We start from the raw sequence: 26,375 nt of genomic DNA on the forward strand, positions 1-26,375 counted from the left end.
AAGCTAAACTATCTTTAATTTTTGTTTAGCTAAATGGGTTAATTAGTTGTTAGATAATTATAGCCCCTAAAAATGATAGTTAAGCATGAATAAAAATGACTATTGAACCAACAAAATCATATAGATATAAACAAGTAAGCAGGCTTAATAAATGTTACTGATAACATCCAAACACTTAACTAATAGTTATATATTTATTTATATAAAGGTTGTTAATCAAATGATTAAATATAACCAATACAAAAACTTAAGATAACCTTAAAAACTGGTAACGCTTGTAATAAATCACTTTTCTTTGATGTAAAGCAACTACAACTTTCAGGAAATACGTAGTATCCACATTAACAGTTGGGTTTTATTGCCTACGTTAAAGTGCTTATTTTTTAACAACAATAACAATCATTATTTCTTTATAAGCTTATTAGCTGCTGTTTTTTCTTAAAATTTTAATAATCAAGTGAGTAATGTATGAAAAACATCAAAGAGATGGCGTTACTTTCCACTCCCTTATCTCGCCGTCGTTTTGTAAAAACAGGTGCAGCGGGTGGTTTAGCGATAACCGCAGGTGGATTATCACTCCCCTTTCATCAAGCCATTGCCTCGGAAACAAAACCAACAACGAATAGCGAAAAAGTCGTGTGGAGCGCATGTACTGTAAACTGCGGTAGTCGTTGCCCATTACGTATGCATGTGATTGATGGTGAAATTAAATACGTTGAAACCGACAACACGGGCAATGATGTCTACGAAGAATTACATCAAGTGCGTGCTTGTTTACGTGGTCGTTCTATGCGTCGCCGTGTTTACAACCCAGACCGTTTACGTTATCCAATGAAACGTGTAGGTAAACGTGGTGAAGGTAAATTTGAACGTATTTCATGGGATGAAGCGTTTGATACTATTTCAGATACCATGAAACGTTTAATCAAAGATTATGGTAATGAATCTATTTATCTAAACTACGGTACAGGAACATTAGGTGGCACCATGACGAAGTCTTGGCCACCAGGTGCAACATTAATTGCACGTTTAATGAATTGTTGTGGTGGTTATCTGAATCATTATGGTGACTATAGTACGGCGCAAATCGCAGCGGGCTTAAATTATACTTATGGTGGTTGGGCAGATGGTAATAGCCCTTCAGATATTGAAAACACCAAACTTGTCGTGATGTTCGGTAATAATCCGGGTGAAACCCGTATGAGTGGTGGCGGTGTCACCTATTACGTTGAACAAGCTCGTGAAAAATCTGATGCACAAATGATTATCATCGATCCACGCTATACCGATACGGGTGCTGGTCGTGAAGATGAATGGATCCCAATTCGTCCAGGAACAGATGCTGCATTAGTTAATGCATTAGCTTATGTCATGATCAAAGAAGACTTAGTTGATAAGCCTTTCTTAGATAAATATTGTGTTGGTTACGATGAAACCACTATGCCAGAGGGTGCGCCAAAAAATGGCCACTATAAAGCCTATATTTTAGGTAATGGTGCAGATGGTCAGCCAAAAACGCCTGAGTGGGCGGCGCAGATCACTGGTATTCCTGCTTCACGCATTGTTAAATTAGCCCGTGAAATCGCAACAGCGAAACCTGCTTATATTACACAAGGCTGGGGTCCTCAACGTCGTTCTAACGGTGAGCTTGCTTCTCGTGCTATCGCAATGCTCTCTATTTTAACAGGTAATGTGGGAATTAACGGCGGTAATACTGGCGCTCGTGAAGGCTCTTACAGTATTCCTTTTGTTCGTATGCCAACCTTTACTAACCCTGTTACCACCAGCATTTCTATGTTTATGTGGACGGATGCCATTTTACGTGGTCCAGAAATGACGGCAACCCGTGACGGTGTTCGTGGTAAAGACAAACTTGATGTACCAATCAAAATGGTATGGAACTACGCGGGCAACTGCTTAGTAAACCAACATTCTGAAATCAATCGTACTCATGACATTTTGCAAGACGATAAAAAATGCGAAATGATTGTGGTGATCGATAACCATATGACAGCATCTGCTAAATATGCCGATATTCTGCTTCCTGATTGCACAGCATCAGAACAAATGGATTTCTGTATGGATGCATCAGCAGGTAATATGGCTTATGTTATTTTCGCTGATCAGGCAATCAAACCTCGCTTTGAAAGCCGTAATATCTATGAAATGACAAGCGAAATTGCAAAACGCATGGGTGTGGGTGAAAAGTTCACTGAAAACCGAACACAAGAAGAGTGGCTACGTCACCTTTATGAGCAATCTCGTCAAAACTTACCTGAATTGCCGACTTTTGAAGAATTCCGTGCTCAAGGTATCTTCAAAAAACGCGATCCTGAAGGTCATCACGTTGCTTATCGTAAATTCCGTGAAGATCCTGAAAACAACCCATTAACAACGCCATCAGGTAAAATTGAGATTTATTCTTCTCAACTTGCCGACATTAAAGCGACATGGGAACTCGCGTCTGACGATGTGATTGATCCACTGCCTATCTACTCTGCTGGTTTTGAAAGCTATGGCGATCCAGCAATGGAAAAATATCCATTACAAATGACAGGATTCCACTATAAATCACGCACTCACTCAACGTATGGCAACGTTGATGTCTTAAAGGCAGCTTGCCCTCAAGAAATATGGATCAACCCTGTTGATGCTACTAAACGCGGTATCAAACACGGTGATTTAGTGCGTATTTATAACGATCGTGGTGAAGTTCGGATCAATGCGAAAGTCACACCTCGTATTTTACCGGGCGTGGTCGGCTTAAGCGAAGGTGCTTGGTATAACCCAGACAGTAATCGAATTGATCACGCAGGTAGTATTAACGTGTTAACGACACAACGCCCTTCACCTCTCGCTAAGGGTAATCCTTCTCACAGTAATCTTGTTGAAGTCGTCAAGGCGTAAGGAGTCTGGTTATGTCAACGCAATATGGTTTTTATATTGATTCAAGTCGTTGCACCGGCTGCAAAACCTGTGAACTGGCGTGCAAGGATTTTAAAAATTTATCCCCTGAAGTGAATTTCCGCCGTATTTATGAATATGCGGGTGGTGATTGGACTGAGCAAGATGGCGTTTATACACAAAACGTGTTTGCTTATTACCTATCTATTTCGTGTAACCACTGTGACGATCCAGCTTGTGCCAAAGTTTGCCCAAGTGGCGCGATGCATAAACGTGAAGACGGCTTTGTTGTTGTTAATGAAGATATTTGTATCGGTTGTCGTTATTGTCATATGGCTTGCCCTTACGGCGCACCGCAATTTGATGAAGTCAAAGGTCATATGACCAAATGTGATGGTTGCTATGAACGTGTGGCTGAAGGCAAAAAACCTATTTGTGTCGAATCTTGTCCACTGCGTGCATTAGATATGGCACCTATTGAAGAGTTACGCGCTAAATATGGTGATTTAGCTGAAATTGCACCACTTCCTTCAGCAAAATACACCAAACCAAATATTGTCCTTAAATTAAATGCCAATAGCCGTCCTGTGGGTGATACCACTGGTCATCTGGCAAACCCAGAGGAGGTGTAAGATGGTGGGATTGCATGAATGGCCACTAATGTTTTTTACTGTTATCGGCCAAAGTGTTGCGGGTGCCTTTATTATTATGGGGTGCGCTATCCTTTCGGGTAAGCTTTCCGCAGAAATGAACCGAAAAGTGCATTACAGCATGTTTGGACTCTGGGCATTAATGGGTATTGGCTTCTTATTATCCATGATGCATATGGGAACCCCATTACGCGCATTTAACTCATTACTTCGTTTGGGTCACTCATCATTAAGTAATGAAATTGCTAGCGGTTCAATTTTCTTTGCGCTGGGAGGTATTTACTGGTTACTGGCTGTACTTAATAAAATGCCTGTTGCATTAGGCAAATTATGGGTCGCACTGGTTATGGTATTAGCTGCATTATTTATTACGGCTATCTCTCGTGTATACCAAATTGATACTGTTCCGACTTGGTATAACAGCTATACCACATTTAATTTTGTGCTAACGGCCTTTATCTGTGTTCCTGTTTTAGCGGCACTCTTAATGCGTATTGCAGGTTTTAATCTAAACTGTGTCAGTGCGTTGCCATTACTCAGTGTTATCGCCATTCTTGTGAGTGCTATTGTGGCAACATCACAAGGTTTTGAATTAGGTTCTATTCAAACCTCTGTGCAAAAAGCGGTGGATTTAGTCCCTAACTATGGTGCTTTGATGGGGATTAAATTAGTGGCTTTAGTCTTAGGCTTGAGTTGTTGGATTGCCCCACTGTTACGTAAAAATAACCCTTCGATTGCTTTGTTAACATTGGGCTTTATTTTAGTGTTTGCTGGTGAGTTTATAGGACGCGGCGTGTTCTATGGTTTACATATGACTGTCGGCATGGCAGTCGTGGGTTAATTAATTTCTCACCCTTCTAAACCGCTGTAATAGTTAAAAAGCACACTCTTTTTATCTGTTATGGCGGTTTTCCTTTTATATTACGGTATCGCTCTTTTTTAATCTTCGTCATTATGTTTAGATAGAAAATCGCATATAGTAAAGACAATAAATCTAAGCGGATTATAAAAATATTATGGAACAACAACTTATTACTGATATTTCTCTCACTGCCCGTATTTTAGGCGCGGCTTTTTATTATGCACCTACTGAGAAAAGTGACATTGTCGAGCTGCTGTCTAGTCAAAAGTGGGTTGAAGAATGGCCTTATGGCAGTGATGAAGAAAAGCAACGCATTGCTAACCTTCTTTCACAAACTGCATTAGCGGAAGAAACTTTAGCACAGGCATATCAACGTTTATTTGTTGGCCCTTACGCACTGCCTGCGCCACCTTGGGGCTCTGTTTACCTTGATCATGAAAATGTATTATTCGGTAATTCAACATTAGATCTACGTGAATGGATGCTAGAAAATGGCATTGATATTGCGTTAACTCAAAATGAACCTGAAGATCATTTTGGTTTAATGGTGATGATGGTGGCATGGATTGCAGAAACTCGTCCTGAAAAATTAAATGAGCTATTAGCAGAACACCTTCTGCCGTGGGCTTATCGTTATTTAGAGAAGTTATCTCTGCAAGGTGCATTCCCTTATTATGAAGGTTTAGCTATGCTGGCGACATTAACGCTAAAAAACTGGCAATCTCTGCTAAATATCACCCCTGCTGAAAAACAGTTATTTTGCTAATAACTGTTTTACTAATAACAAAATAGCGTTATTAATAGATAGACCAGCCTTAATGGCTGGTTTATTATTTTAAGAGCTATAGAAATTTATTTAATCTTTTATTTAATTCTAATTCAATCACTGTCATTTTTTCTATCATTTCATCAAACCCCCAAGGCAACTGAGCATTTGGAAAAAGATCGTCCATATTATTCCAATCTTTTTTATATAATTTATATAGCTCACCTGTAGGCACTAATCTAAATTTCCCACTAAATTTAGGACAACATGCATCTTGGCTTTTTCTGTAAAATAGCCTTTGGAAAATTAAATTATCTCTATGTAGCTTTATATTAAAGCAATTTTCTTTATCGTTTTCATAAATCATCCAAATATCGTAAAGATGACGCGCATATTTATTAGCTAATTTAACGCCATTTCGTTTTTCACTTTTAAGAATGAGTTCATGAGTAGCATACATTTTTTCTACAACTGTTCTTTCTGGTTTTAATGCAATAACATTAAATTTCTCTTCTTTAAAAAAACTTATACAATCACCCAGCATATGGTTAATATGTATATGTTCAATTGGATGATTATTTGAACGACCGCCTGTTTCTAATAGAACGCGAGGTTTCACTGTTTTATTAGCATAATGTTCTTTTGGCAAACTCTGTGGATAATAAATAGCTAGGTTAAGAGGAAACTGACTCTCTATTTCAATTCTAATATTATTATCTAATAAACTAAGGTTATTTTTTAATTCTGGAGTTAATATTTCCTCAACAAACATTTTAGATTTCCTAGCCATATAGGAAATAAATGAATCGATAATCTTATTCTTTGCATTATTGTTTGGAACAGTATTGCTACACTCTAATAGCTCTAATGAAAAAGAGAGATCAATATCTTCAGACATTCTATTTATTAGATTAAAGCATTTTGATAAACTCGTTCCACCTTTAAATATTAATGCAGGTTCTACACATCCTAATTTAGGCTCAATGACAGTAAAGATGATTTTTAATATTTGACATATCCAAAAATCCTTTTCAATGATAAATGCTGGTAATTTTTCTGAATGAGATAAGGATGCTGCTAATAATGCCTCTTCTCGCTCTTTATTACTTAATTGAATAAATTGATTCATTTTTATTTTCTAATTTTACCGTAATCCATTCCATAGATTTAGGAAGTGCTTGCAAGAATGCTTGCTGAGCATCTAACGATAATAATGAAATAAATATATAGTGGATCTTATCTTCATATTTTTCAAAATTGTTTGCATTAAGGCCAGTTAAACATGACCATAACAGTAATGCATTTTTACGATCGTCAATATTTTGAATATGAAGGTGCTTAGTAAATTTACCCAAAGATTCTTTGTATTCAAGTTTTATTGGTAGATGATAAAAATCTGTTCTTATTCTCGCTGTGACAAAATATTTATACACCATAGGTAATTGTGTACTTAAACCTAAAGCATTCATTGCTGAAGTTGATGCCAATACATACTCTGCTTTTTTGGTTGATGTTATTGTTTTAATAACCTCTTCAGGATCTACGGGAATTTCGCCAAAACGTGATACTTTAGGGCGATAATAAGTTCCTTTACCCACTCGCTTAACAACACCTTCAGACATTAGCCTAACCATCTCTGCAGAAACTGCATTAGCTTTAGATATCAATTTTTTACGATCAATAATTTGCTCAAAAGTAAATACTTTTCCGAATCGTTGATGGGTAACATATTGACGCACTGAATGTGCAATATTGATCCTCATAACTCCTCCTATTTCTGTATATAAAGCATACATAAAGTTCAAAGTATTGTCATTAGTTGACAGTTTAACTTGTCATGTTATGACAGTTATTAATGTGTTTTATTAATAGCTATTTTTATACTTTTTTTACACTTCTCACCTCTCTTTTATCAACATCTTTACAGCCCATTCAGTACGCTCACTCAATCTAAATAGTAAAAGGATTGTTCTGATGCTGATATTCGGTGCTGTGACGTTAGTTGTTTTGCTCACTGCTTATCTTATCTATGTGTTATTCCACGCAGAGGCATTTTAAAAATGGCAACAACGATGTTGATCTATCTTGCTGTTTTTCTGATCACATTATTAGTGATGGGGAAAATGCTTGGACATTATTTAGCTCGCCTTATTGAAGGTGACTTACCTCATTGGGTTACTCAAACCGAACATGTTATTTGGCGTTGTTGTGGTTTTAAGCCCGCAGGAAAAGCAATCCAGCCGATGAGCTGGTATCACTATATGCTTGCCCTACTTATTTTTAACTTAATGGGCGCAATTCTATTATTTGTCATACTGCTTAACCAAGGCTATTTACCTTTAAACCCTCAATTTGCATCTAATATGAATTGGGACTTAGCGTTAAATACCACAATTAGCTTTATCACTAATACTAATTGGCAAGCTTACAGCGGTGAAACCGCAGTGAGTTATTTAAGCCAAATGACAGGGCTTGCAGTGCAAAACTTCTTATCTGCAACAACGGGTATTGCTGTCGCTTTTGTTTTAATTAGAGCGCTAACACAGTCCTCTTGTTCCTCATTAGGGAATGCATGGGTCGATATTGGGCGCATTACATTATATGTCCTACTCCCTTTATCAATTGTTTGGTCACTGTTATTTGTCAGCCAAGGGGTAATACAAAACTTTCACCCAGCGATATTAAGCCAAGGTCTTGATGGTCAACAGCAATGGTTACCTATGGGGCCAGTTGCTTCTCAAGAAGCCATTAAATTGTTAGGAACAAATGGCGGTGGCTATTTCGCGGCAAACTCTGCCCATCCTTACGAAAATCCAACATCATTAAGTAACTTCTTGCAGATACTTGCCATATTTCTTATTCCTACTGCCTTATGTTTTGCCTTTGGTCGTTTAAGTGGAGCACAGCGCCAAGGTCATACCTTACTTTGGGCTATGACGTTTATTTTTATTGTTGCTGTTATTGTGGTCACTTGGGCTGAATGGCAAGGAAATCCAGAATTTATCTTTGCTGGTACAGATAGCTCGCTGAATATGGAAGGCAAAGAAACGCGCTTTGGAATAATAGGTAGCGCTATTTTTGTTGCTGTCACAACAGCAGCATCTTGTGGTGCAGTTAATGCCATGCATGACTCGTTAACCGCTTTAGGTGGCATGGTGCCAATGTGGTTAATGCAAACAGGAGAAGTGGTATTTGGTGGTGTAGGATCAGGATTTTACGGCATGATCCTCTATGTATTATTAGCGGTGTTTATCGCTGGATTAATGGTTGGTCGAGCACCTGAATACCTTGGTAAAAAGATTGGTGTTGCCGAAATGAAATGGGTAGCGGTTGCTATTTTAATTTCTCCTGCTGTTGTTTTATTAGGTACAACCCTCGCCTTATTTACTGATGTTGGTCGTGAAGCTATTTTAAATCCGGGTCCTCATGGCTTTAGTGAAGTGTTATATGCCTTTACTTCTGCTGCTAATAATAACGGTAGTGCTTTTGCTGGGCTTAATGCCACCTCACCTTTTTACAATCTATTATTAGGGCTTTCCATGTTGATTGGTCGCTTTGGTGTCATGTTACCTGTTTTAGCTATCGCAGGTAGTTTAGCCGTGAAAAAACGTCAGCCAGAAAGCTTGGCAACACTCTCTACCACTTCACCGCTATTTATTTTGTTATTGATCCTCACTGTATTAATGATCGGCGCTTTAACTTTTGTTCCGGCATTAGCACTTGGCCCTATTGCAGAACACTTACAGCTGTTCTGGGCTAAATAAGGAAACGTATCATGAAAAAAACTCAACTATTTGACAGAAAAACTGTGATATCGGCTTTCTTTGATGCGATAAAAAAATGTACGCCTCAAGCACAATGGCGTAATCCCGTTATGTTTATCGTTTATGTGGGTGCGCTCTTAACTACCGGAATTTGGATTGCTTCGCTGTTAGGTTATCTTCCTGATGATAATCACTTTACTTCACAAGTCATGTTTTGGTTATGGGTGACATTGCTATTTGCCAATTTCGCTGAATCATTAGCAGAAAGTCGAAGCAAAGCACAAGCTGCTAGCTTACGAGGTGCTAAACAACAATCCAAAGCGATACGTTTACATCATGCAGACATTAATGCCTCGAAAGAAACCGTTGACTCTTTCTCATTGCATAAAGGTGATATCGTTTTAGTCAACGCTGGCGAAACTATTCCTTGTGATGGTGAAGTCATTGAAGGTGGTGCTTCTGTTGATGAAAGTGCGATTACGGGTGAATCAGCACCTGTTATTCGTGAATCAGGTGGCGATTTTTCTTCTGTGACTGGTGGCACTCGAGTATTGTCAGATTGGCTGATTATTCGCTGCACTGCTGAGGCAGGTAATTCATTTCTCGACCGCATGATTGGAATGGTAGAAGGTGCAAAGCGTAGAAAGACGCCGAATGAAGTTGCTTTGACCATCTTATTAACTGCACTGACGCTGATTTTCTTATTGGCTTGTATAACACTTTATCCATTTAGTGTGTTTGCTGTCGAATTTCAAGGTCATGGTGAGGTTATTTCTGTTGTCACTTTAATTGCTTTGTTGGTGTGTCTTATTCCCACAACGATTGGTGGCTTGCTTTCATCAATTGGTGTGGCGGGAATGAGCCGCATGTTAGATGCCAATGTGATTGCAACCAGTGGGCGTGCTGTTGAAGCCGCCGGTGATGTTGATGTCTTACTTCTTGATAAAACAGGCACGATTACACTCGGTAACCGTCAAGCTTCTCGTTTTATCCCTCTTTCGGGTATTAGCGAAAAACAACTTGCTGATGCAGCACAATTAAGCTCGCTTGCAGATGAAACGCCCGAAGGCAGAAGTATTGTGATCCTCGCTAAACAGCGTTTTAATTTGCGCGAACGTGATTTAGCGTCAATTGGAGCTTCTTTTATTCCCTTCTCTGCAATGACAAGAATGAGTGGTGTCAATTTAGGAGAGCGCTTGATCCGCAAAGGTTCCGTTGATGCTATTCGTCGCCATATTGAAGTCAGTCACGGCCATTTTCCTGATGAAGTCACCGCGATAGTTGAGCAAGTAGCGAGATCCGGAGGAACACCGCTGGTGGTAGTGGAAAATCAGAAAATTTTAGGTGTTGTTGAACTTAAAGATATTGTGAAAGGTGGAATTAAAGAGCGCTTTGCTCAACTTCGCCAAATGGGTATAAAAACCGTCATGATCACCGGTGATAATCATCTTACGGCGGCGGCTATCGCAGCAGAATCTGGTGTTGATGATTTTCTGGCTGAAGCAACACCTGAAGCAAAACTGGCATTAATTCGCCAATATCAATCAGAAGGTCGATTAGTCGCAATGACGGGTGACGGTACTAATGATGCTCCAGCTTTGGCACAAGCGGATGTCGCTGTTGCCATGAATTCAGGCACTCAAGCTGCCAAAGAAGCGGGAAATATGGTCGATTTAGACTCTAATCCAACAAAATTAATCGAAGTTGTGCATATTGGTAAACAAATGCTAATGACACGGGGCGCTTTAACCACATTTAGTATTTCCAACGATATCGCCAAATACTTCGCCATTATTCCTGCGGCTTTCGCTGTCACCTACCCACAGCTCAACATGCTTAATGTCATGAACTTACATTCACCAGCATCTGCCATGCTATCTGCGGTTATTTTTAATGCCTTAATCATTGTCTTTTTGATCCCTCTTGCCCTTAAAGGTGTGCATTATCGCCCTGTTTCTGCGCATTCATTATTGCGCCGTAACCTCTCTTTATATGGGATCAGCGGATTATTAGTCCCTTTTATTGGCATTAAAATCATCGATATGATCTTAGCGTTTATTGGGTTTTAAGGAGCTCTATATGCATCTATTTCGTTCATCCTTAGTAATGTTATTATTACTCACATTAATAACCGGACTCGCCTATCCTTTGCTTGTTACAGGATTAGCCAATCTTATTTTCCCATGGCAAGCGAATGGTTCATTGGTTTATCAAGATAACAAGCTCATTGGATCTGAATTTATTGGGCAACAATTTACACGGGATGATTATTTTAAAAGTCGTCCATCAATGACGTCAGAAATGCCCTATAACAGCATGGCTTCAGGCGCTAGCCAATTAGCATCTTCAAATCCATTATTGCTTAATGAGGTCACGAAACGCGTTCAAATGTGGCAAAAAGCGGTTGATAATGATCAGGCTGTTCCTGTTGATTTAGTGACCGCATCAGGGAGTGGACTTGATCCTCATATTTCATTACAAGCGGCCTATTACCAAGTTGAAAATATTGCACACTCTCGTCAACTCACTAAAGATGAGATTAAGCAATTAATAAAAGAGAATACGACAACACCATTAATCTCATTTTTAGGTGAGCCTGTGATTAATGTCTTTAAGCTTAATCAGGCACTTGATAGATTAAGTGCAGAAAAACACAAAAGAGTGAGTGTTCAATAAAATGGAACATGACCAACAATGGCAACGTCCCTCACCCGATGATTTACTCGCTTCAACGCGAACAACAACTCGTGGACGACTAAAAATATTTTTTGGGGCTTGTGCAGGTGTAGGGAAAACTTACACCATGTTGCAAGAAGCTCAACGCCTCCACCAGCAAGGTATTGATGTGCTTGCTGGTATTGTCGAAACGCACCAAAGACAAGAAACGGCGGCATTACTTCACGGATTACCTTTATTGCCGCCACAACGTATTCATCATCATGGTAGAAAGCTTGTCGCATTTGATTTAGATGCCGCATTAGCCAGACACCCAGCGGTGATCTTAATGGATGAGCTGGCATTTAGTAACCCTCATAAATGCCGGCATCCTAAGCGTTGGCAAGATGTGGAAGAGCTGTTGGATGCAGGTATTGATGTACTTGCCACAATAAATGTGCAACACATTGAAAGTCTTAATGATATCGTGGGAAGTATTACAGGAATTCGTGTCCAAGAGACGATCCCTGACTATATTTTTGATAGTGCTGATGAAGTGGTTATGGTGGATTTACCGCCTGATGATCTACAACAACGGTTGCATGAAGGCAAAGTATATCTAGCTGGACAAGCAGAACGGGCCATCGAACACTTTTTTCGTAAAGGTAATTTAATCGCACTACGAGAATTAGCTTTACGCCGTATGGCAGATAGAGTTGATACACAAGTTAAAGAGTTTCGAGATAGCCAAGGAACGGCTCCTGTTTGGCACACCACAGATAGTCTGATGGTATGCCTTGGTGCTCATGGCGGTAACGACAAATTAGTTCGCACGGCAGCGCGTTATGCTGCCGCTTTTGGTTGCCAATGGCATGCTATTTATGTTGAAACCCCTAAGCTTCATCAAATTGGAGAGCATAAACGCCGAGCTATTTTACACTCGCTAAAACTGGCACAACATCTAGGTGCAAGAACCGCGATCCTTTCTGATAATCAAGCTGAAAAAGCGGTGATCCGCTACGCCAGAGAGCATAATCTTGGAAAAGTGATTATTGGTCAACGTGCTTACCAAAAATGGCAATGGTTAAAACGTTGGATACGGATGCGTTTTGCAGAAAAATTAGCACGTTATGCACCCGACCTCCATGTTATTAGTGTTGCTCTCAATGATGAGGACATTCGTTATAAAACCAAAACAGCACCACTGCAAAATGATAAATGGCGACAAGAGATAAAAGGCTATTTAACAGCGATTGGATTATGTTTAGCGATAACCTTATTCTCTCGCACATTTCTATTAGCCCTTGATAAAGCCAACTTAGTGACACTCTATTTATTGGGTGTTGTATTAATTGCACTCTTTTTTGGTCGTCGTCCTTCTATTTTTGCAGCATTAATCAACGTTATTAGTTTTGACTTGTTTTTTGTACAGCCCCACTTTTCACTCGCTGTACTCGACATGCAATATTTGATCACTTTCACCGTCATGCTTATTGTAGGATTAGTGGTCGGTAATTTAACTGCGGGTATGCGTTATCAAACTCGTGTCGCCCGTTATCGAGAACAACGCACTCGCCACTTATTTGAAATGACGAGAGAACTGGGTCGAGCGGTAACGTTACAAGACGTTGTTCGTACCAGTTACCATTTTTTATCAAGTGCGTTTGATGCCAAAGTTTGCTTATTGCTTCCCAACAAACAAGGTGAATTAACACCTTTTTATGCGCAAGGTATGGGGCATTTACCTATTGATAATGCAATTGCACGTTGGTGTTGTGATAAAGACCAAATTGCTGGTGCAGGCACAGATACTCTGCCAAGTGTGCCTTATCAATTGCATCCGATTACAGCATCTCAACAAGTTTTAGCTATTTTAGCGATTGAACCGAATAATCTTCGCCAACTGCTGATACCTGAACAACAGCAGCTATTGCAAACTTTTAATGGTTTGATTGCTAATGCACTCGAGAGATTACAACAGGCTGAAATTGCAGAACAATCTCGAATTAACATCGAACGAGAACAATTAAGAAATGCATTATTGGCTGCGCTTTCTCATGATTTAAAAACACCGCTTACTGTTCTTTTTGGACAATCAGAGATTTTACTTCTCGATTTAAGCGCTGAAGGTTCATCTCATACAGAACAAGTTAGCCAAATTCGACAACAGATCCTTACCACCTCACGCTTGGTCAATAATTTACTCGATATGGCACGTATTCAATCTGGCGGCATTCAAGTGAATTTACAATGGAATTCGTTGCAAGAAATTACAGGAAGTGCCATTCGTTCTCTCTCTTATTTACTTGATAAACATCCATTAGAAATTGATATTTCCGCTGATTTATTGCTCTATTGCGATGGTAATTTAATTGAACGAGTTATCACGAACTTACTTGAAAATGCAGTGAAATATACGACATCAAGCACAAAGATTGGAGTAAGAGCCTATATTGAAGCTTCTAAAATTCATGTTGAAGTGTGGGATGAAGGCGATGGTATTCCAACTGACCAACTACAACTTATTTTTAATAAATTTTCACGCGCAGTAAAAGAATCCGCAATTCCTGGTGTTGGATTAGGTCTAGCAATATGTAGCGCGATTATTCGCTTACATGAAGGTGAAATCTGGGCTGAAAACCTTAATTTGTCTGAAAACCATAAAAAAGGTGGAGCAAGTTTCCACTTTGTTTTACCTTTAAAATCACTCCCTGATATTGATGAGATTGAAATAAAACAGTGACTCCATATAACATTTTAATTATTGAAGATGAAAAAGAGATCTTACGCTTTGTTCGGCTTGCTTTAGAGAACGAAGGATTTCGTGTTTATGAAGCCAATGAATGTCAACGTGGGTTAATTGAAGCCGCATCAAGAAAACCTGATTTAGTCATTCTTGATCTGGGTTTACCTGATAAAGATGGGCTGTGTTTTATTCAAGACTTTCGCCAATGGAGTAGTACACCCGTTATCGTACTTTCAGCGCGAGATTCGGAACAAGATAAAGTGAAAGCGCTTGATGCAGGAGCGGACGACTATCTGACTAAACCCTTTGGCATCAGTGAACTACTCGCCAGAGTCAGAGCATCACTACGCCGTTTTGTTAAACAAGAAACACAGAGCACACAATTTACGTTTGGCGATATTACAATTGATTGGGTTAATCGTATTGTTACTCGTCAAAATGAACCCGTTCATTTAACACCAACAGAATTTCGTTTGCTAAGCGAATTGGTTAATAACAGCGGTAAAGTGCTTACTCAACGGCATTTAATGCAACATGTTTGGGGACCAAATTTCGTTGAACACAGTCACTATTTGCGCATTTATATGGGACATTTACGCCAAAAACTAGAAACCGATCCCGCATGTCCAGTGTATTTAATGACAGAAACGGGGATCGGCTATCGATTTATGCCTTAATATTTTCTATAACATAATGACATTAAGCCATTGCCGAAATGGTTTTTCTAAAACGTAATAATGCTAATGAAAAAAACACAGAGCCAATAACAATTAAGATAATGAATTGTGGCCACACAATCGAGAAGTCAGCACCACGATATAAAATAGCCTGAGCTAAGCTAACAAAGTGTGTAGTTGGCATTGTTTGCATTACATCCTGTACAAACTGGGGCATACTTTCTCGTGATGTCATCCCTCCTGATAACATATTTAATGGCAACAATACCATAATCATCAATAAACCAAATTGAGGCATTGAGCGAGCCATTGTTCCTAAAAAAATGCCTATTGAGGTTGTCGCAAATAAGCTTAAAGCAACACCACACATAAACAGTAGAACAGAACCTTCGATAGGAACATGAAGTAAAGATTTCACGACTAAGACCAGCGACATAGCTGATGCCAATAATACAACCAATCCCATTGACCATATCTTAGAAAGCATGATTTCAAAGGGAGTTACAGGCATAACCAGTAAGTGCTCAATGGTGCCATGCTCTCGCTCTCTTATTAATGCTGCTCCTGTTAATACTATCGATAACATAGTGATATTATTGATAATTGCCATAACAGAACCAAACCAAGATTGTGTCAGATTCGGGTTGAAACTCATTCTAACTTCCAAATCAACAGGCAGTGGATCGTTGGTTCTATTTTTCGCTAAAAAGGTTTTTGCTTCACCCATTACAATATTTTGAATATAGCTATTACCTAAAAAAGCTTGGCTCATTCTCGTTGCATCAATATTAACTTGTATTTCAGGTTTTCGACCTGCTAAGAGATCACGCTGAAAATTAGGCGGAATATCGAGTGCAAAGGTATAAGCTCCTCTATCTAATAAACCATCAATTTGCTCAGGAGTAATCTCAGCTGGAGGTAAGAAATAAGGCATATAAAAACTATTTACAATACGTGCAGATAGCTGAGATTTGTCTTGATCAGCAACAGCAATCGGCGCGTGATGCAACGAACCGGGTGTAACAGTTGCTGATGAATAAATAGACACAGTAAAAGCAAACACAATTAACGCCAACATCGCTTTATCACGAGAGAGACTGCGTAGCTCTTTTACGCCTAAATTAAACACATTTTGAATTGTGCGCCACATTTAAGCCTCCTGCTTTTTCAAGAAAAAGATACTCAACCCAATAACAATTGGGATAGTGATAAGCAAAGGAATAAAAGACCAAGGTAAATCAAAAAGGTTTAATCCCTTAGAGAATGTTCCTCTTGAGATAGTTAAAAAGTGAGATGTAGGATAAATATGCCCTATCCATTTACCTATACCTTCCAGTGACGAAACAGGATCAATCATTCCTGAAAATTGTGTTGCTGGAATTAAGGTAATAATTGAAGTACCAAAAATGGCTGCAATCTGACTTTTCATAAAGCAAGAAATGAGTAATCCCATTCCAGTAGCAATGGTGATATAGAGTAATGCACCTAAAGAAAGCGTTAACATACTCCCTTTAAAACTTACCCCAAACACAAAGACAGAAAGCGCACAGAGCATAAAAAAGTTAAACATACCCAACAAGATGTAAGGAAATTGCTTGCCTAGCAAAAATTCTGCTTTGGTGATAGGTGTAACATAAAGATTAATAATAGAACCCAGCTCTTTTTCACGAACGACACTCAATGCACTTAACATTGCAGGGATCATCATCAATAGCAGTGGAATAACTGCTGGTACAATGGCGGGTAAACTTTTTACATCAGGATTATAGCGATAACGGGTTTCTATATTAATAGGTGATAATTTATCAACCACATTAGTTGGTTGACGCATAGCCATATCAAGCATCCATGTTGTATGCATTGCCTGAATATAACCGCGAACAGTTTCAGCCCGATTAGGCATTGCACCATCAATCCAGACACCTATTTTTACAGTATGGCCTTTGGCAACATCTCGCGCAAAGTTAGGAGGAATTTCAATCGCAACCGTAATATCACCACTACGCAACCGCTTTTCCAGTTGGTCATAATCGGTGATAGGTGCCTTTTCAATAAAATAACGAGAGCCTGAAAGGTTTTGGCTATATGCCTGACTTAACCCTGTTTTATCTCTATCCATAATACCGAAGCGTAGATTTTCTACATCTAGACTAATACCGTAACCCATAATAAACATCAAGATCACCGTACCTAATAGCGCTAAAGTAAGGCGTACCGGATCTCGGCGTAATTCCATACCTTCACGAATACTATAGCTAAATAAACGCCGTAAACTAAATCGTTGCTTTAACGCTTTTTCTGCACTTTCATGACTAGATGCTGGAAGTTGTAGGCTTTTTTCATCAAGTTCAGGTGCCTCTTGTTCACCTGATGCCTTTTTAAGGTAATCAATAAAGACTTCTTCAAGCGTATCAAATTGGCTATTTTTAACTAAATTTTCAGGTGTATCTGTGACTAATACTTTACCAGCATGCATCAGCGACATTCGGTCACAACGTGCCGCTTCATTCATAAAGTGAGTTGAGATAAAAATAGTGACACCGTCACGTCTTGATAGGTCAACCATCAAATTCCAGAACATATCTCGCGCAATGGGATCAACCCCTGAAGTTGGTTCATCCAATATCAACATTTCAGGTTTATGGATAACAGCAACGGCGAGCGACAAACGCTGACGAATGCCTAATGGCAAACCATCAGGCATTATTTCTTCAACATCCGTTAAATTAAAACGCTCACTCATTTCCCTAACACGTTGAGGAATTTCCTCTTCTGGAATATGAAAAAGCTTGGCGTGTAATTCAAGGTTTTGTCGTACAGTCAATTCACTGTAAAGTGAAAATGCTTGAGACATATAGCCAACACGACGACGTGTTTCAATATCTTTAGGATCAACTTCTTGACCAAATAACCAAGCTCGCCCTTCACTCGCTTCGAGTAAACCTGTCAGCATTTTCATAGTAGTTGATTTACCACAACCATTCGATCCTAAGAATCCAAAAATTTCTCCTTTAGGAATACGAAAGCTTACATGGTCTACTGCAACAAATTGCCCAAAACGCATGGTTAAATCTTGTGCTTCAATGGCGATAGTATCATCGTCACTTTTATCTCTTGGAGGGATAATCACTTTTTGATGATCTTTCTTTTTCTCTTCTGGCAATAACTCGATAAAAGCAGCTTCTAGTTCATCAGTATGAGTTTGGGCTTTTAATTCATCGGCATGGCCTGTTGCTAATATTTTTCCGGCATCCATAGCAACCAACCAATCAAAACGTTCAGCTTCTTCCATATAAGCGGTCGCTACTAATACGCTCATATTTTTTTGACGTTTACGTATACGATTAATTAATTCCCAAAATTGCGCGCGGGATAACGGGTCAACCCCAGTAGTGGGTTCATCGAGAATAAGTAACTCTGGATCGTGAATAAGCGCACAACATAAACCCAGTTTTTGTTTCATTCCTCCAGAAAGTTTACCCGCAGGCCTATCACGGAATGGGGCTAACCCCGTACTTTCAAGTAAATCATTTATGCGTTCTGCCCGCTCTTGTTTTGATTGACCAAATAAACGACCAAAAAAATCCACATTTTCAAAAACAGAAAGTGTGTGATAAAGATTTTTACCTAATCCTTGAGGCATATAAGCAATACGAGGACAAACAGCTCTTCGGTGTTCAACATCATTCATATCACCGTTTAAAACAATTATTTGCCCAGTTTGGATTTCTCTCGCACCAGCAATAAGAGAGATCAAGCTCGATTTCCCTACACCATCAGGGCCAATTAGCCCGACCATTTTTCCAGCAGGAATAGCCAATGTCACATCATCAAGCGCTTTGGTATCGCCATAATGTTGGGATACATGAGTCAATTCAATGATATGAGAATGACTTTGCGTTCTCATTGTTTGACTCATTGCGGTAATTTCACCTCTAAATCAGTTGGCCAAGATTGGTTATTATCTAATCTAATATAAGCACGACCCGGTAATCCTGTTTTGACATATTCAAGGTGTTTTTCAAGTAATTCAGGTGCAATACGCGCTCTTACACGAAACATGAGTTTTAATCGTTCATTATCAGTTTCAACAGTTTTTGGTGTAAATTGAGCGACACTAGCAACGTAGGTTGTTTTTGCAGGAATAACGATATGAGGTGCCGCATCTAAAATAATGTGAACTTCACTTCCTAATGCAGCTTTACCAGCAGCTTCTGTTGGTAAAAAGAACGTCATATAAACATCACTTAAATCGACCATATTTAATACACGGCCGCCAGCGCCTAAAACTTCACCAGGCTCTGCGACACGATACTGAACACGACCATTACGCGGTGCTTTTAAAATACTGTCATCCAATTCTGCTAAGATGCGTCTTTCGGTTGCCGTTGCAGCATCCACTTTTGTATTAGCTTGAATGATCCCCGCTTTTGCCGATTCTATTGCAGCAATGGTTGCGGTTTCTTGAGCTTTAGCTGCTTCAACCGCCGCTCTTGCTCCTTCTGTTCTTGCAATATCATCATCTAATTGTTGAATAGAAATAGCATTAGTTTTTACTAATGCACGAGAACGATTAAGTCTTTTTTGTGCAGCATCAAGCTCCGCAATACGTTGACGAACAACTGCCTGAGCTGCAAGTTGTTCACTTTTACGTTGTGATAATGCAGATTGTGCAGTGACCACACTGCTTTTTGCTTGGTTTAATTGAGCTTGAACTTCATGAAGTTGTTCTTTAAGTGTTCGAGTGTCCATGTTTGCTAACACTTCACCCGCTTTAACAAAATCACCTTCTTGAACTAAAATAGAGTCTATTCTTCCCGGACTCTTTGTTGAAATATCGATTTCTGTTGCTTCTATTCTCCCATTACTTTGAGCAAATCCTGAAGGAAGTGTTGGTGCTTGAGATTTCCACCAAAAAATTCCCGCAGCAACAACCGCGACAAGAATGATGCTATAAATAAAAAAACGACTCTTTTTTTGATTTTTCATATAAATTATTTAACCTTCCTTTAGCCATAAAAGAATACCAAAAATATGTTTATCCGCTGTATGTAAGAAAATAGTTAAATAATGAGACGTATTAATTTTTATTTTTTATTTATATTTAAAAATAGTTCATTTGTATTGATAAAGCTAACGCACTCACTATAAAAAAATAAAATATTAAAAGCTAACCTTATGAATTATAAATGTTATGTTATTATAATAGAGCCTTAACCTAAATTAATGTAGTACTTTTATCACATAATCTACCATCTATTTTTGATTATTCGAGGAAACACACAAATTGTATATAGAAAGTTAGTTTTCGTTACATTAAAATACAAATGAAATAATAACAAAACGTTATCAAATATTAATCAATATTAAAATAAAACTTAATTTTTTGATAAAACCCCAATTAATAACCGAATTATCTCTAATTTAAAATTATCAAAAATTGTATTTATTATATTATTTAATAAATTTTATATTTTAAATTTCATAATATAAAATAAAAACAAAAAGTAAAAATAACATTATTATTTTTATTCTTAAAAAAATACTATTAGCTACGTCTTATATTTATTATCTTCATTAAACAAAGAAACATTAAAAATATACACCGCATTAACTTTTCCATTTAAAAAATAACGAAATCAGTCTATTACATGATGAAGGTCGATAATTTAAAAAGAAAGTTGAGTGTTCAGACCACTTACACTTTAAACTTTTTATATAGTGATTATTGCAGTTAGTAATCAAAGTACTTTGATGTAGTTAATTAGAATTTAAGATCAAGATCGTAAAATCCATATGATGATACCACGTCAATTTTAATTAAAAACAAGAAGGGTTATATGAATAATATTAAGTATAAACTCGCTACAATAACACTTTGCACACTGTTTGCTACCTCTGTTTTCGCAAATACTGATACCCCTATTCGCCTTGTAATTCATGGTGGTGCAGGAACAATTACTAAAGACACCATCACACCAGAACAAGAAAAAGAATATAAAGAAAAACTAACTGAGGCATTAAATGCTGGATATGCTGTTTTAAATAGTGGAGGTACCAGCATAGAAGCTGTTCAAAAATCCATTAATGTGATGGAAGATTCCCCCTTATTTAATGCAGGGAAAGGTGCCGTTTTTACCCATGATGGTCGTAATGAACTTGATGCTTCTATTATGGATGGTAAAACCCGTAAAGCTGGTGCTGTTGCGGGTGTAACTACGGTTAAAAATCCAATTAACGCAGCCATTGCAGTGATGGAAAAAAGTCCACATGTTATGATGGTTTCTAATGGTGCTGATCTTTTTGCTAAAGAACAAGGGCTTACAATTGTTGATCCTTCCTATTTTAGGACTGAACATCGTTGGCAACAACTTCAAAAAGCAATAGAGAAAGAACAAGTCGTTTTAGACCATGATGGTAAAACAGCTGCTCTTTTTGTTGATCCTATGATGTACGATTATAAATATGGCACTGTTGGTGCAGTTGCTCTTGACCAACATGGCAACTTGGCAGCGGGAACTTCGACGGGAGGCATGACAAACAAGCGTTATGGCCGAGTTGGTGATTCCCCAATTATTGGTGCGGGTAATTATGCTGATAATGAAACCGTTGCTGTATCTGCAACAGGATCTGGTGAAATGTTTATCAGAACATTAACGGCATTTAATATCGCAGCCCAAGTTAAATATAAAAATTTACCTTTAGAAGAAGCTGCTCAAAATGCACTTGATGAAGTTAAAGCGATTGATGGTAGTGGCGGTGTTATCGTATTAGATAAAACAGGTAACTACACAATGAGTTTTAATTCTGAAGGTATGTATCGTGGCACGATTGGTAATGATGGAAAGCCAGTTGTCGCCATTTATAAAGAGTAAATTTAAACGGTTATTTTTCTATTTCGTACCCAATATTTATGTTTGATCTTCTCCTTTTCTAAAAAGAAAAAAGATAAAAACATTGGGTACGAAACCCATAATATAAGCCTATTCCCCCCTTATTTCCTGCATTCTATCTTAAATCTATTTAACGTTATTTTTATCATTAACGCGCTCCGATTATTACCCCCCCAAAAAAGCTCATTTAATAAACGATATGATGGTAAAGCATACAAGACCGATTCTACTTATTAAAATGATCCTTTGAAAAAGTAGCTTTTTTCTTTTTTGGATCTGTTAGAATATTCATCATGGTTATGTTGATTTAATAAGGAATTCACAGTGGAATTTCACCACGACGATCAGGATTTAACACCCGAAACATCGCTAGTGTTGTCTGAAAAACAAGCAATATTGGATCTGAATGCAACATTCACCTCGCCTGCTCATACTAACCCTGCAATGGCATATTTAATGAGTTTAGGTTCAAAACGTAGTCGTCAAACAATGGGATCGTTTCTAACTATTGTTGCCAAAATGATCGGTTTCTCTTCTCTTAAAAATTGCCAATGGGGAGCACTTCGTCGTCATCATATTCAAGCAATTATTGATATGTTGTCTGATGCCAATAAAGCCCCCGCCACTATCAATACTTATCTTGCTGCCTTAAAAGGTGTTGCTTTAGAAGCTTGGGCAATGAAACAAATGGATACTGAAAGTTATCAGCATATCCGCCAAGTTAAATCGGTAAGAGGAAGTCGGTTACCCAAAGGGCGTGCACTAACTAGCAGTGAAATCCGTGCTTTATTTAGAAGTTGTGAAAAAGACAATTCATCGAAAGGTTTAAGAGATGCCGCAATATTAAGCGTGCTATTAGGTTGTGGATTACGTCGCTCAGAAATTGTGGCTCTAAATTACGAACATATTCAGTTTCGTGATCAAGCCTTTATTGTCAGGGGTAAAGGTAATAAAGAACGCATGTCTTATATGCCTGATGATACTTGGGATCGTGTTCAATTATGGATCGATGAAATAAGAGGTACTCAAGATGGCGCCCTTTTTACTCGAATTCGTCGGTTCGATGATGTTACTGATGAGCGAATAACAGACCAAGCCATTTACTATATTTTAGAAATACGCCAACAAGAAAGTGGTATTGATAAATTTGCTCCCCATGATTTGAGAAGAACCTTTGCTTCAGCAATGCTTGATAACGGTGAAGATATTGTCACTGTAAAAGATGCTATGGGGCATGCCAGTATTATGACAACTCAGCGTTATGATAGACGTGGAGATGATCGACTAAGAAAAGCGGCTCGACATTTACGTTTTTAGTTTTTAGTCTGAAAAATACCCAATTTAATAAATTAAATTGGGTATTTAAATTAAGCTTATTTTTATAACATGCTATTTTGCTGTTATTTTATTGTATTTTATCTGAAAGGTGGTTCGTTAAACGTTCTTAACTTACGAGAATGTAATTTATCTTCTTCTTCTTTTAATAGCTCAATCGCTTGAATACCAATTTGCAGATGTTCTGATACCGCACCTTCATAAAAATGATTAGCCTGACCAGGCAATTTAATTTCACCATGTAACGGTTTATCTGATACACACAATAAGGTGCCATAAGGAACGCGAAAACGATAACCTTGTGCAGCAATTGTGGCACTTTCCATATCAACAGCGACGGCGCGACTTAAGTTAAATCTTCTCGCTGAAACGGAAAAACGTAATTCCCAGTTGCGATCATCCGTTGTAACAACAGTTCCTGTTCTTAATCTCTGTTTTATTTCATGCCCTGGTTTACCGCTGATCATCTTCGTCGCATCATAAAGTGCACGTTGTACTTCCGCAATATTGGGGATAGGAATATCAGGAGGTAAAACGTCATCTAAAATATGATCATCACGTAAATAAGCATGAGCCAAAACATAATCACCAAGTTGCTGGCTTTCACGTAGCCCGCCACAATGACCAATCATTAACCAAACATGAGGACGTAAAACCGCTAAGTGATCGCAAATTGTTTTCGCATTTGAAGGGCCAACACCAATATTCACTAATGTTATTCCGGGACCTTCTTTAGCAATTAAGTGATAGGCTGGCATTTGATATTTCTTCCAAGTTAAATCAGAAATTAACTTTTCAGGATCAACCGTTTCTGCCGTAATTTGCTGAAACCCCGCACAAGAGAGTGCGCAATATGCACTATTTTTATCTGCAACTTGTTCACAAGCCCAACGAACAAACTCATCAACATAACGATTATAGTTTGTATATAAAATATAAGGTTGAACATCTTCAGGTAATGTTCCCGTATAATGTTTTAAACGTGCTAATGAAAAATCAGTACGCAATGCATCAAAATGAGAAAGAGGTAAAATATCCCTATCACTGATTAAACCATCGGTAATTTCATCACCAATTTTAGACAAATCAGTAGTAGGAAAGTATTTTGCTAAAGAGGCACTCATCTTTCTATCAAAACCAATGCCAGTTCCATCAATGACAAAAGGATAAGGAATTTCTTGTTTTGAAGCAGTTACTTCAAAAGTAGCATGGTAAGCATCAGCAATAAGTTGCAGTTGTTCTGACAGATAATTTTCAAATAAAGCCGGATTAGTAATCGTGGTAGAATAATTACCTGATTTTGATAATCTACCATAAGCACGCGTTTTATCTTCTGTTTTAACTTCACCATACCAATGTACAGTTAATTGAGGGTAAGCAAATATTCCTTCCGCTCTTTGTTTTATATCTGGTAATTTTCCATCTTGGGCATAATCAATAATTGCATTGCGTAATGCATCTACAGCATTTTGATATTGTTGTTTTAATTCATTAATAATTTTTTGAATTTCTGGATTATGAGGTTGTGACATAAAAGAGCCTCTTATTTATTATTGGTTTATAACCATAATAGCAAGAAGCTTCTCTATGCCATAGTGCTAAATATTTAGATAGGAATATTCATAATAACTTTTCTGTGGATCTACGCTGATATTTTTATTTTTAACGTTATAGGTAAAAACTAATTGTATATTTTCTTCTAAAAGAGGTATGCTCTTAGAGGGATCAAGTTCCTGATAAACATCATTTTCATCCAATATATTAAAAACCTCTGTTAAATTAGACGGCTTATTGAGTGCATTATCACATAAAAAATGCAATAAATTAATTTTACTTTTGGTATAAGATGTTAGACCTTGATTTATATATTTAGAAAAAAAAGAATCAGCATTTTTTTTACCTAACTCGTCTTTTTCGTTTAATGTTTTTTTATTAGATACAGTAATTACTAGGTTTTCATCTTTATCTTCATCAATCATTATTGTAGATTTTCCATCAATCGGAGAAAAACCCAATAAAAATAAAGGATCTATACCATGAAAAGAATCTTTTACTATATTGAATACACCTTGAGATATTAAATTATAAATGATAATCTTTTTATCAACATCAACATCAACATCTTCAAATATTTTTTGTATTTTATTTAAGCCTTCATTCATCAAGTTAAACTTTAGATATTCAATTTTATTTTCTTTCGTCTCTTCATTTTCATTACTTTCAGAAATTTTTTTTATCTCTAATTTTAGTATATTTTTGTCAATTAACTCTTTACCCAATAGATGATAATCCATTCTTAATAAATCTTTATGAAGTGTATTAGTAATTTCGTCAAGCGTTACAGAAATTGCATTATTTTTAATTAAATTATTTAAATTTAGTATAAACTCATTGGCATTAACCTTTAACCTCTCAGTCTTTTTTTCAAGATATTTTATATTTTCACTATAGAAAATAGATTCATCGATAACTTCAGCATTTATTTTTCTTTTCATTTCATTAATAATGGATTTCATTACATTTTCTTTTGTCTTCTTTTTATCAATGTTATCTATATTTATCATTCCTTTTTCGTCAAAATAATTAGTATTTTCTTTATTAATGAGTTCTAATATTAAGTATTTAAATACCTCATTATCTAACTCGCAAGTTTTAGGTAACTTTATCTCAATAAGGTTTTCTTGTATTTTTTTTATTTTTTCTATTTCTATTACATCTTCTTCTTTAGTAAATTCATATTTAACATCCACTTTACCAATAGATAAGCACAGTAAATCATCTACTACTTTTATTTTAAAATCATCACTTGAATTATTATTTTTTGATAATTCTTTCATAGCCTCAAAACTTTCTATTCTTTGATATAAATTTGGTTCTTTATTAATAAAAACCTCTTTAATTAAAGATAATATTTTTTCTTTTTCTTCAATATTACCGATATGGAAGAATTTTTGTATTTTTTCCCATATCGTTAATGCTGCAGATACTTCATCAGTTTTTTTTATTTTTTCTATTTTTTGATTTGTAATCTCCACACCACCTACATTTACTTTCATATTTATCCTGTATCCCTTTTTCTTTATTTTATAAAAAGGATAATTTTGAACTAAAAAAATAGATATA

The 26,375-nt window shown here is 37.3% G+C and carries 18 protein-coding genes; 11 read left to right on the forward strand and 7 right to left on the reverse strand.

Going from position 1 to position 26,375, the window contains the following annotated elements; all coding sequences use genetic code 11:
• The first annotated feature begins 468 nt into the window (after positions 1–468).
• From dmsA to dmsD, 4 genes are all read left to right on the forward strand, one after another.
• Positions 469–2,907, forward strand: coding sequence for a dimethylsulfoxide reductase subunit A (dmsA, locus tag JEP36_RS04295; RefSeq protein WP_198629894.1), 2,439 nt, complete (start codon positions 469–471; stop codon positions 2,905–2,907).
• 11 nt (positions 2,908–2,918) lie between these two features.
• Positions 2,919–3,536: a DMSO/selenate family reductase complex B subunit gene (locus JEP36_RS04300; protein WP_023582154.1), complete on the forward strand. Its 618-nt coding sequence runs from the start codon at positions 2,919–2,921 to the stop codon at positions 3,534–3,536.
• A gap of 1 nt (position 3,537) precedes the next feature.
• Positions 3,538–4,395 (forward strand): DmsC/YnfH family molybdoenzyme membrane anchor subunit, encoded by an 858-nt coding sequence (locus JEP36_RS04305; protein ID WP_198629895.1) that lies wholly within the window; start codon positions 3,538–3,540, stop codon positions 4,393–4,395.
• 175 nt (positions 4,396–4,570) lie between these two features.
• On the forward strand, positions 4,571–5,182 hold the full coding sequence (gene dmsD, locus JEP36_RS04310; protein ID WP_102086684.1) for a Tat proofreading chaperone DmsD: 612 nt from the start codon (positions 4,571–4,573) through the stop codon (positions 5,180–5,182).
• Between the two features lie 76 nt (positions 5,183–5,258).
• Here the strand turns inward: dmsD and JEP36_RS04315 are convergent, their stop codons facing one another.
• The gene (locus JEP36_RS04315; RefSeq protein ID WP_102086683.1) at positions 5,259–6,311 is read right to left on the reverse strand and encodes a nucleotidyl transferase AbiEii/AbiGii toxin family protein; all 1,053 of its coding nucleotides are present in this window, start codon (positions 6,309–6,311) and stop codon (positions 5,259–5,261) included.
• On the reverse strand, positions 6,286–6,945 hold the full coding sequence (locus JEP36_RS04320; RefSeq protein ID WP_102086682.1) for a DUF6088 family protein: 660 nt from the start codon (positions 6,943–6,945) through the stop codon (positions 6,286–6,288). The genes JEP36_RS04315 and JEP36_RS04320 overlap by 26 nt, the downstream gene beginning before the upstream one ends.
• Before the next feature lie 297 nt (positions 6,946–7,242).
• Here JEP36_RS04320 and kdpA point away from each other — a divergent pair, with 297 nt between their 5' ends.
• The 5 genes from kdpA to kdpE are packed head-to-tail and all read left to right on the forward strand — an operon-like array spanning position 7,243 to position 15,024.
• The gene (gene kdpA / locus JEP36_RS04325) at positions 7,243–8,946 is read left to right on the forward strand and encodes a potassium-transporting ATPase subunit KdpA (RefSeq protein WP_102086681.1); all 1,704 of its coding nucleotides are present in this window, start codon (positions 7,243–7,245) and stop codon (positions 8,944–8,946) included.
• Positions 8,947–8,957: 11 nt separating this feature from the next.
• Complete coding sequence (kdpB, locus tag JEP36_RS04330; RefSeq protein WP_102086680.1) at positions 8,958–11,015, forward strand: potassium-transporting ATPase subunit KdpB; 2,058 nt, start codon at positions 8,958–8,960, stop codon at positions 11,013–11,015.
• 10 nt (positions 11,016–11,025) lie between these two features.
• Entirely contained in the window at positions 11,026–11,622 is a 597-nt protein-coding gene (gene kdpC, locus JEP36_RS04335; RefSeq protein ID WP_102086679.1) for a potassium-transporting ATPase subunit KdpC, read from the forward strand.
• 1 nt (position 11,623) lies between these two features.
• Positions 11,624–14,344, forward strand: a complete 2,721-nt coding sequence (gene kdpD / locus JEP36_RS04340) for a two-component system sensor histidine kinase KdpD (protein WP_102086678.1) — start codon at positions 11,624–11,626, stop codon at positions 14,342–14,344.
• Positions 14,341–15,024 (forward strand): two-component system response regulator KdpE, encoded by a 684-nt coding sequence (kdpE, locus tag JEP36_RS04345; protein WP_102086677.1) that lies wholly within the window; start codon positions 14,341–14,343, stop codon positions 15,022–15,024. The genes kdpD and kdpE overlap by 4 nt, the downstream gene beginning before the upstream one ends.
• Before the next feature lie 22 nt (positions 15,025–15,046).
• On the opposite strand, the gene JEP36_RS04350 is transcribed toward kdpE, so the two are convergent.
• Genes JEP36_RS04350 through JEP36_RS04360 form a run of 3 tightly spaced genes read right to left on the reverse strand, consistent with a single transcriptional unit; the run spans position 15,047 to position 20,013 of the window.
• Positions 15,047–16,174, reverse strand: a complete 1,128-nt coding sequence (locus JEP36_RS04350; RefSeq protein WP_102086676.1) for an ABC transporter permease — start codon at positions 16,172–16,174, stop codon at positions 15,047–15,049.
• The gene (rbbA, locus tag JEP36_RS04355; RefSeq protein ID WP_180949084.1) at positions 16,175–18,931 is read right to left on the reverse strand and encodes a ribosome-associated ATPase/putative transporter RbbA; all 2,757 of its coding nucleotides are present in this window, start codon (positions 18,929–18,931) and stop codon (positions 16,175–16,177) included. It lies immediately after the preceding gene.
• Positions 18,932–18,939: 8 nt separating this feature from the next.
• The gene (locus JEP36_RS04360; RefSeq protein WP_102086674.1) at positions 18,940–20,013 is read right to left on the reverse strand and encodes an HlyD family secretion protein; all 1,074 of its coding nucleotides are present in this window, start codon (positions 20,011–20,013) and stop codon (positions 18,940–18,942) included.
• Positions 20,014–20,864: 851 nt separating this feature from the next.
• Here JEP36_RS04360 and JEP36_RS04365 point away from each other — a divergent pair.
• On the forward strand, positions 20,865–21,899 hold the full coding sequence (locus JEP36_RS04365) for an isoaspartyl peptidase/L-asparaginase family protein (RefSeq protein ID WP_102086673.1): 1,035 nt from the start codon (positions 20,865–20,867) through the stop codon (positions 21,897–21,899).
• Positions 21,900–22,241: 342 nt separating this feature from the next.
• Positions 22,242–23,234: a tyrosine-type recombinase/integrase gene (locus JEP36_RS04370; protein WP_198619482.1), complete on the forward strand. Its 993-nt coding sequence runs from the start codon at positions 22,242–22,244 to the stop codon at positions 23,232–23,234.
• Positions 23,235–23,332: 98 nt separating this feature from the next.
• On the opposite strand, the gene JEP36_RS04375 is transcribed toward JEP36_RS04370, so the two are convergent.
• Entirely contained in the window at positions 23,333–24,784 is a 1,452-nt protein-coding gene (locus JEP36_RS04375) for an AMP nucleosidase (protein ID WP_198629896.1), read from the reverse strand.
• Positions 24,785–24,850: 66 nt separating this feature from the next.
• Positions 24,851–26,308 carry a hypothetical protein gene (locus JEP36_RS04380; protein ID WP_198619480.1) on the reverse strand — a complete coding sequence of 486 codons (1,458 nt, stop codon included), beginning with the start codon at positions 26,306–26,308 and terminating at the stop codon, positions 24,851–24,853.
• Between the last annotated feature and the right edge of the window lie 67 nt (positions 26,309–26,375).

Source organism: Proteus sp. PR00208 (assembly GCF_016238545.1).
Lineage (GTDB): Bacteria > Pseudomonadota > Gammaproteobacteria > Enterobacterales > Enterobacteriaceae > Proteus.